Here is a 6,523-nt window from a genome sequence, read left to right on the forward strand (position 1 = left end):
GAGCGCGGCGACCGCCAGGAAGCGGCCGACGGGAGCGCTCCGGCGAGGATCTCCGGCGCGGCTTCCCTCGTCCTCACCGTGACCGCGGTCGACCCTGCCCTGCCCGCGACCGTCTGACACCGGCCAGCGGCCGAGCATCCGTGCGGGTGCGGCAGCCATGCTCGCACGATATCAGCGCACGACGGTGTGCCGGCCCGTCTCGCACCGCCGGATTGCGCGTCACCCACGGTCGGCGAGGCGCCGCGCCCGGCGGCTCGGCGCCCGGGGATCGCAGCGCTCAGCCGGCATCGGTCGGCAGCAGGCCGGCCATCCGCAGACCGATGTCGACGAGCTTCACCCGCTGCAGCGCGGCCACCTCGTCGAGGGTGAACCACGCGGCCATGTCGGTCGACCCGTTCTTCTCGAACTGCAGCTCCCCGCCCGTGACCTCGGCTCGGTAGACGATCCGCAGGGTGTGCAGCGGCAGCTTCTTCTCGTCGCGGCGCACGCGGCGCGACGCGGGGATCACCCGCGAGTGGATGCCCAGCAGCGCCGTCGTCTCGATCCGGAAGCCCGTCTCCTCACGCAGCTCACGGCGCACGGCGAGCTCGGGATCCTCGCCCTCCTCGAGTCCGCCGCCGGGAAGCGTCCACGCCATCCGACGCCCCTCGACCCACCGGGCCAGCAGCACGTGACCGTCGTCGTCTGTGACGATCCCGTAGGCGGCGACGCGCAGGTCCATGCACTCACAGTAGTCGCGGTGCGGCCGGCGTCAGGTCAGATGATCTCGAGGGGTTCGATGTGCTCTTCGGTGAGCAGGATGCCACCGCTCGTGTTCGCGGAGGTCGACAGCTCTCTGAGCCACTGCTGGCTGAGCTCGGGAGTCACGGGATCGTCGAAGTTGAAGCGCAGCGGGATCGAGGGGTGCAGCCACAGCGTCGATCGTCCGGAGCCGTCAGGATGCCGCCACGACAGGGTGAAGCTCTCGTTGCGGCGCAGCTTCAGCGCGATCACGACCTTGACGTGGGCGAGCGTGCGATCGTCCACCTCGATCGGATCTGGTGAGCTGCCGTAGTAGATGAGTCCCATTTGTCTTCACCGTACGAGCGCCTCGCCGCCGGTGCATCCTCAGGCTGTGCGGCACGACGCTGCACGCAAGCGCTGTTCGTTCTCTGAACGGTTCGCGTGCTCACGACCCCCGCAGCGTCTCCTTGGCTGTACGACCGTATGTCTGCCGATACAGCGCGTTGAACCGCGAGCCGTTGGCGAACCCCCAGCGCCGTGCGATCTGAGACACCGACTCGTCGGTGCCGCCGTCGCGCAGGTCGCGATGCGCCCCGTCCAAGCGCACCCGGCGCAGGTACTCGGTCGGAGTGGCGTCGAGGCTGCGGCGGAACGCGTACTGCAGCCCGCGGGTCGAGATGTGCACCGCCTCGGCGACGTCATCGACGGTGATCGGCAGGTGGGCGTTCTCGTCGATGTAGGTCAGCGCGCGGCGCACGGTCGCCGCGCCGTGACCGCCTCCGTCGCGGGTGATCGCCGACGAGAAGGTCGAGGGGAAAGAGCTCAGAATGGTCGTCAGCACATGACGGGTGAGACCCGCCTCGATCAGCTCGTCATCCGCACCGTCGAGCGACATCGCCGAGGTCAGCAGGTAGTCGAACGCGCGAACCCACTGGCGCGCCGCGAGATCCGAGCGCGGCTCCACCGACGTCAGCCGCAGCGAGAGCAGCTCGTCTCCGGTGATCCGGCGGGCGAGTTCCTGCGCGCGCACGCGATCGAGGATGAGAGCGGACACCTCCGCCGTGCCCGTCCATTCCGCTTCGACCTGAGCGCTGTCGGTCGCCCACGGCAACCCGGGCTCGATGATCGACCGCCGCGTGCGCAGCTCGCTGTCGGCGGCCACCAGCCGGCACGCGAAGAGCTGATCCTCGGGTTGCACGCGGGAGTGCACCTCGGCGGTGAGCGAGTATCGCACGATCGCGACGTCGCTCAGCGTCGCCGACCGCCACCGGAATGCGAACTCGGCCGGGTCGATGTGCAGCAGTGACGCCGACGGCACGAACGTCTTCCAGATCTCCGCGACATCGGCGCTGTCGTCTGAGTCCACTCGCAGAATCTCCGCCACAGCATCCTCCTGTGCGTACCGTCGACGATGGGCATGGCGCACCCTTCAGAATAGACCGAGGTGGTCGCCCGCCCCCGGAACGACAGCGTTCCGGCGTGCCCGTCGACGCTCAGTCGCGAAGAGCGACGAGCGCTCGCTCGAGGCGGGCCACGGCGGCATCCGCGTCGTCGAGCTTGTCGAGGCCGAACAGCCCGACCCGGAACGTCGAGAAGCCCTCCGGCTCGTCGCAGTGCAGGGGCACGCCGGCCGCGACCTGCACTCCGTGCTCGGCGAACGCGGCGGCATTGCGCAGATCCGGGTTCGTGGTGTGCACGACGACCACAGTGGGGGAGGCGAATCCGGACGCCGCGACCGACGGCAGTCCATGCTCGGCCAGCAGCGCGCGCACGCGCGTGCCGAGGTCGATCTGCGAGGCGCGCAGCGTGTCGAAGCCGCGCTCGCGGGTCTCGATCATCTGGCGCAGGTTGCGTGCGATGGTGTCTGTGGGCATGGTCGAGTGGTAGCCCGCCGAGCCGTCCCGATAGCCGTCGGAGATGCCGAGCCAGCGGTTCAGGTCGAGGGCGAAGCTGGTCGCGGTGCCGGATGCCACGGCATCCCGGCCCTTCCCGCTGAGCATCACATAGCCGACTCCCGGCGACCCGCTCCACCCCTTCTGCGGGGCGGAGAGGAGCACGTCGACGCCGAGGGCGCGCATGTCGACCCACATCGCACCGGAGGCGATGCAGTCGAGCACGAGCACGCCACCGACCTCGTGCACCGCGTCGGCGAGCGCGCGCACGTAGTCGTCGGTCAGGATGATGCCGGCGGCCGTCTCGACGTGCGGCGCGAAGACCACCTCGGGGCGCTTCGCGCGGATGGCGGCGACCACCTCGTCGATCGGCGCCGGAGCCCACCCCGCCTGCACGTCATCGCTGTCGGGGCGGGCGAGGCAGACGGTGACGTCGGAGGCGATGCCGCCGATCTCGAGGATCTGCGACCAGCGGTACGAGAACAGGCCGTTGCGCACGATCAGGGCGCGCCTGCCCGTGGCGAGGTGCCTCGCGACGGATTCCATCGCGAAGCTGCCGCCGCCGTTGACGAGCGCGACGCTGTCGGCGCTGTACGCATCGCAGAGGGTGTCGATCGTCTGCTGCATGATGCCGATGAAGCGCGTCGACATGTGGTTCAGCGACCGATCGGTGAACACCACCGAGTACTCGAGCAGTCCGTCCGGATCGATGTCAGCGTGCGGCAGAGTCATGCGTCCACCCTGGCACTGTCTGCGGATGAAGAGAACAGAGCTTCCGTGAAGCGGAAGAAAGCCCCGACGATGTCGGGGCTTTCGATCTGTGGAGCCTAGGAGATTCGAACTCCTGACATCTTGCTTGCAAAGCAAGCGCTCTACCAACTGAGCTAAGGCCCCCAACGGTGCAAGCACCGCGGGATTTCCGTTGTCGGAGTGGGGCTACCAGGACTTGAACCTGGGACCTCTTCATTATCAGTGAAGCGCTCTAACCGCCTGAGCTATAGCCCCGTCAACCTCCAAGACTTTACCGGATGATCCTGCCGAAAAGCGAATCGAGCCCGGCCTGCGGGCAGGCCGGGCGTTTCGACTCATTCCGCGGTGCCACCGGGGCGAAGCGTCGCGGATCCGGCGGAGACGCTCCCCGTGATCCGATGCCGGCTGGAGATGCTCTGATCGAGGCTGCTGTCCAGAGATCCGGCGCTCACCTCGCGGCGCAGGTCGTACTCCTCGTCGGGCAGGGTGAGGTCGAGCGCTCCGGCCGACACCGTGAAGTCGACGGTGTCGGGAACGCTCGTCAGCGTCGACACCACGCGACCCGCGCTGATCCGGTACTGGGCCTGTTCGACGCCGCGCAGCTGCACCTCCGCACGCCCGGCGTTCAGCTCGACATCGAGGGCGCGGGCGTCCCCGGTCAGCGCGAGCGATCCGGCGTTCACGTCGACCTCGAGGCCGGCGAACTCACCCGCGACGTCGAGCTGCCCGGCCTGCAGGGTGAGGTCGGCATCCACTCCCTCCAGGGCGAGCGGAAGCACGAGCGTCACCTGCTCGTCTCCTCGCAGCCAGTCCGGGCTCCACCAGTCGAAGCCGCGGTCCGGGCCGCGGACCTTCAGCCGGCCGTCGTCGGCACGCATCCGCCACCCGCCGGTGGACCCGCCTTCCACCCGAAGCTCGGCGTCGTCGACGTCGTCGAACATGATGCGCATGTTCGCCCCACCCACTTCGACGTCGATCGAGCCCACGCCTTCGACATCCGCCGTCAGCTGCCCCGACTGCGGGCCGATCTGCTGCAGGCCGGTGACGGCGGCGGATGCCGCGGAGCCGAGCATCACCGCCCCGCCGAAGGCGGCGACCACCACGGTGATCGCGCCGATGCTCTTCTTCGTGCCGCTCATCGCAGCCCTCCCTGTTCCGTGCGGCCGGCGTCAGCCGAGCCGTGGTTCTCGATGTGGGCGAGTGCGGCCAGCACCCGCCGGTTTCCGTCTTCGGGCTCCAGCCCGAGCTTCTGGAAGATCGCGGTGATGTGCTTCTCGACGCTGGCCTCGCTGAGGAACAGCATCCCGGCGATCGAACTGTTGGACTTGCCCTCGGCGATCAGCGCGAGCACCGTGCGCTCGCGCTCGGTCAGTCGCAGCATCCGCTCGTCGCGGTTGCGGCGGGTGAGCAGCTGCGCGACGACCTCGGGGTCGAGCACCGTGCCGCCGGCCGCGATGCGCTCGACCGACTCGACGAACTCGGCGACGTCGGCCACCCGGTCCTTGAGCAGGTAGCCGAGGGCGCCGCCCTGCGTCTGTCCCGTCTGGGCGGCGATGAGGTCGCTGGCGTAGCGCTCCTCGACGTACTGCGACAGGACGAGGATGGCCAGCGCGGGGTGCGCTGTCCGGATGGCGAGCGCCGCGCGGATGCCCTCATCGGTGAACGTGGGCGGCAGACGGACATCGAGGATCGCCAGGTCGGGAGCGGATTCCGTGACGGCATCCATCAGGCCGGTCGTGTCGGGCAGCGCCGCGACCACCTCGTGCCCGGCGTCATCGAGGAGGCGGACGAGTCCTTCGCGCAGAAGAACCGAGTCCTCGCAGATCAGTATCCGCATTACGCCACCCCCTCGTTCTCAGACCGCCGGTGCCGGTTCAGTTGCAGGCAGATCAGGATGCGCATGGCACGCTCACCTCCAGGCTGGTCGGACCGCCCGCGGGGCTGTCGAGGCGGAAGGTGCCGCCGGCGGCGATCACCCGGTTGGTGATCCCGTCGAGGCCGCCACCCGGCTGCACCTGCGCGCCGCCCATGCCGTTGTCCTCGACGCGGGCCCACAGCCCGCCGTCGCGGCTGCGCACGACGACGCGGCATTCGCTGGCGCGGGAGTGCTTGGCCGCGTTGGTCAGCGACTCGGCGATCGCGAAGTAGATCGCCGCTTCCGCGTCGCGGCAGGAGGCGCCGGCGCCCGTCGCCGAGGGATCGATGCGCACGTCGAGCTGCACCGGGATGTGCGAGCGGCCGGCCAGGGCCGACAGTGCGGCGTCGAGGCCGCGGTCGTCGAGCACGGAGGTGTGGATGCCGCGGGCCAGCTGCCTGAGCTCCGTGATCGCCGCCTTCGTCGAGGTGTGCGCCTCGTCGATCAGCGCCTTCGCGGCTGCCGGATCGGCGTCGATCTTCTGCTGGGCGAGGCCCAGCGTCATCCCGACCGACACCAGCCGGGGCTGGACCCCGTCGTGCAGGTCGCGCTCGATGCGGGTGCGTTCGAGCTCTGCTGCGCGAACCGCTCCGGCGCGCTGCGCCGTGGTCGTGCGCACCTGAGCGGTGAGCTCGGCCTCGCGACTGGGCACGACGAGTGCGCGACTCAGCACACGATGCAGCAGTGCGAGGCCGATCATGCCGGCGACGCCGACGATCACACCGACGATGCCGATCAGTGGCGCCCACTCGACGGCGAGATAGCTGCCGAACGGTCCCGCGATGCTGCCCTCGGACGACAGTGGCGCGAACGCGAAGAAGACCGACCAGATCACGCCCCAGAACACCCGCAGCACGATCGTGCCGAGGATGCACGCGAGCACGAAGTTGAGCATCGTGCGCCACATGCGCCCGTCGACCGACTGCCGCGCGAGATTCCGCAGCCACCCGCCGAAGCCGGGCCGGGTGCGCGCTCGCCACCGAAGATGGGGAAGCTCCGCGCCGTAGAGGCTTCCCACCCGGCGCACCTCGAACCACGCGACACCGTAGACGGCATAGACGACGCCGACGAGGAAGAGCAGGCCGATGCCGAAGACGAACAGCAGCGCGAGCCCGACGCCGAGCACCGCGCTCAGTGCGGCGAGCGCCGCCGAGCCGAAGGCCCCGAGGGCGGCGAGCTGGAGGATGGTGAGGACGACGCGCAGCGGCGGCCGTGCGGCATCCGCGCTCGGCCGAGTCGCCGC

The 6,523-nt window shown here is 69.7% G+C and carries 7 protein-coding genes and 2 tRNA genes; all 9 read right to left on the reverse strand.

The window, feature by feature from the left end; all coding sequences use genetic code 11:
* Positions 1-277: 277 nt before the first annotated feature.
* Positions 278-721 carry an NUDIX domain-containing protein gene (locus RT309_RS12770; RefSeq protein ID WP_313357596.1) on the reverse strand — a complete coding sequence of 148 codons (444 nt, stop codon included), beginning with the start codon at positions 719-721 and terminating at the stop codon, positions 278-280.
* 35 nt (positions 722-756) lie between these two features.
* Entirely contained in the window at positions 757-1,068 is a 312-nt protein-coding gene (locus RT309_RS12775) for a hypothetical protein (protein WP_313357598.1), read from the reverse strand.
* A 100-nt stretch (positions 1,069-1,168) separates the two neighbouring features.
* Positions 1,169-2,089 carry a helix-turn-helix transcriptional regulator gene (locus tag RT309_RS12780; protein WP_313357600.1) on the reverse strand — a complete coding sequence of 307 codons (921 nt, stop codon included), beginning with the start codon at positions 2,087-2,089 and terminating at the stop codon, positions 1,169-1,171.
* Between the two features lie 127 nt (positions 2,090-2,216).
* On the reverse strand, positions 2,217-3,347 hold the full coding sequence (locus tag RT309_RS12785; RefSeq protein ID WP_313357602.1) for an aminotransferase class V-fold PLP-dependent enzyme: 1,131 nt from the start codon (positions 3,345-3,347) through the stop codon (positions 2,217-2,219).
* A gap of 89 nt (positions 3,348-3,436) precedes the next feature.
* Positions 3,437-3,509: transfer RNA gene (locus tag RT309_RS12790), tRNA-Ala, on the reverse strand.
* Positions 3,510-3,546: 37 nt separating this feature from the next.
* A tRNA-Ile gene (locus RT309_RS12795) sits at positions 3,547-3,620 on the reverse strand.
* Between the two features lie 80 nt (positions 3,621-3,700).
* The gene (locus tag RT309_RS12800; protein ID WP_313357604.1) at positions 3,701-4,504 is read right to left on the reverse strand and encodes a DUF4097 family beta strand repeat-containing protein; all 804 of its coding nucleotides are present in this window, start codon (positions 4,502-4,504) and stop codon (positions 3,701-3,703) included.
* Entirely contained in the window at positions 4,501-5,202 is a 702-nt protein-coding gene (locus RT309_RS12805; protein ID WP_313357606.1) for a response regulator transcription factor, read from the reverse strand. The genes RT309_RS12800 and RT309_RS12805 overlap by 4 nt, the downstream gene beginning before the upstream one ends.
* Positions 5,203-5,254: 52 nt before the next feature.
* Positions 5,255-6,523 (reverse strand): sensor histidine kinase (locus RT309_RS12810; protein WP_396654456.1); only part of this gene is annotated, 1,269 nt, incomplete at its 5' end.

Origin of the sequence: Microbacterium sp., from assembly GCF_032084865.1 — a bacterium.
Taxonomy (GTDB): Bacteria; Actinomycetota; Actinomycetes; order Actinomycetales; family Microbacteriaceae; genus Microbacterium.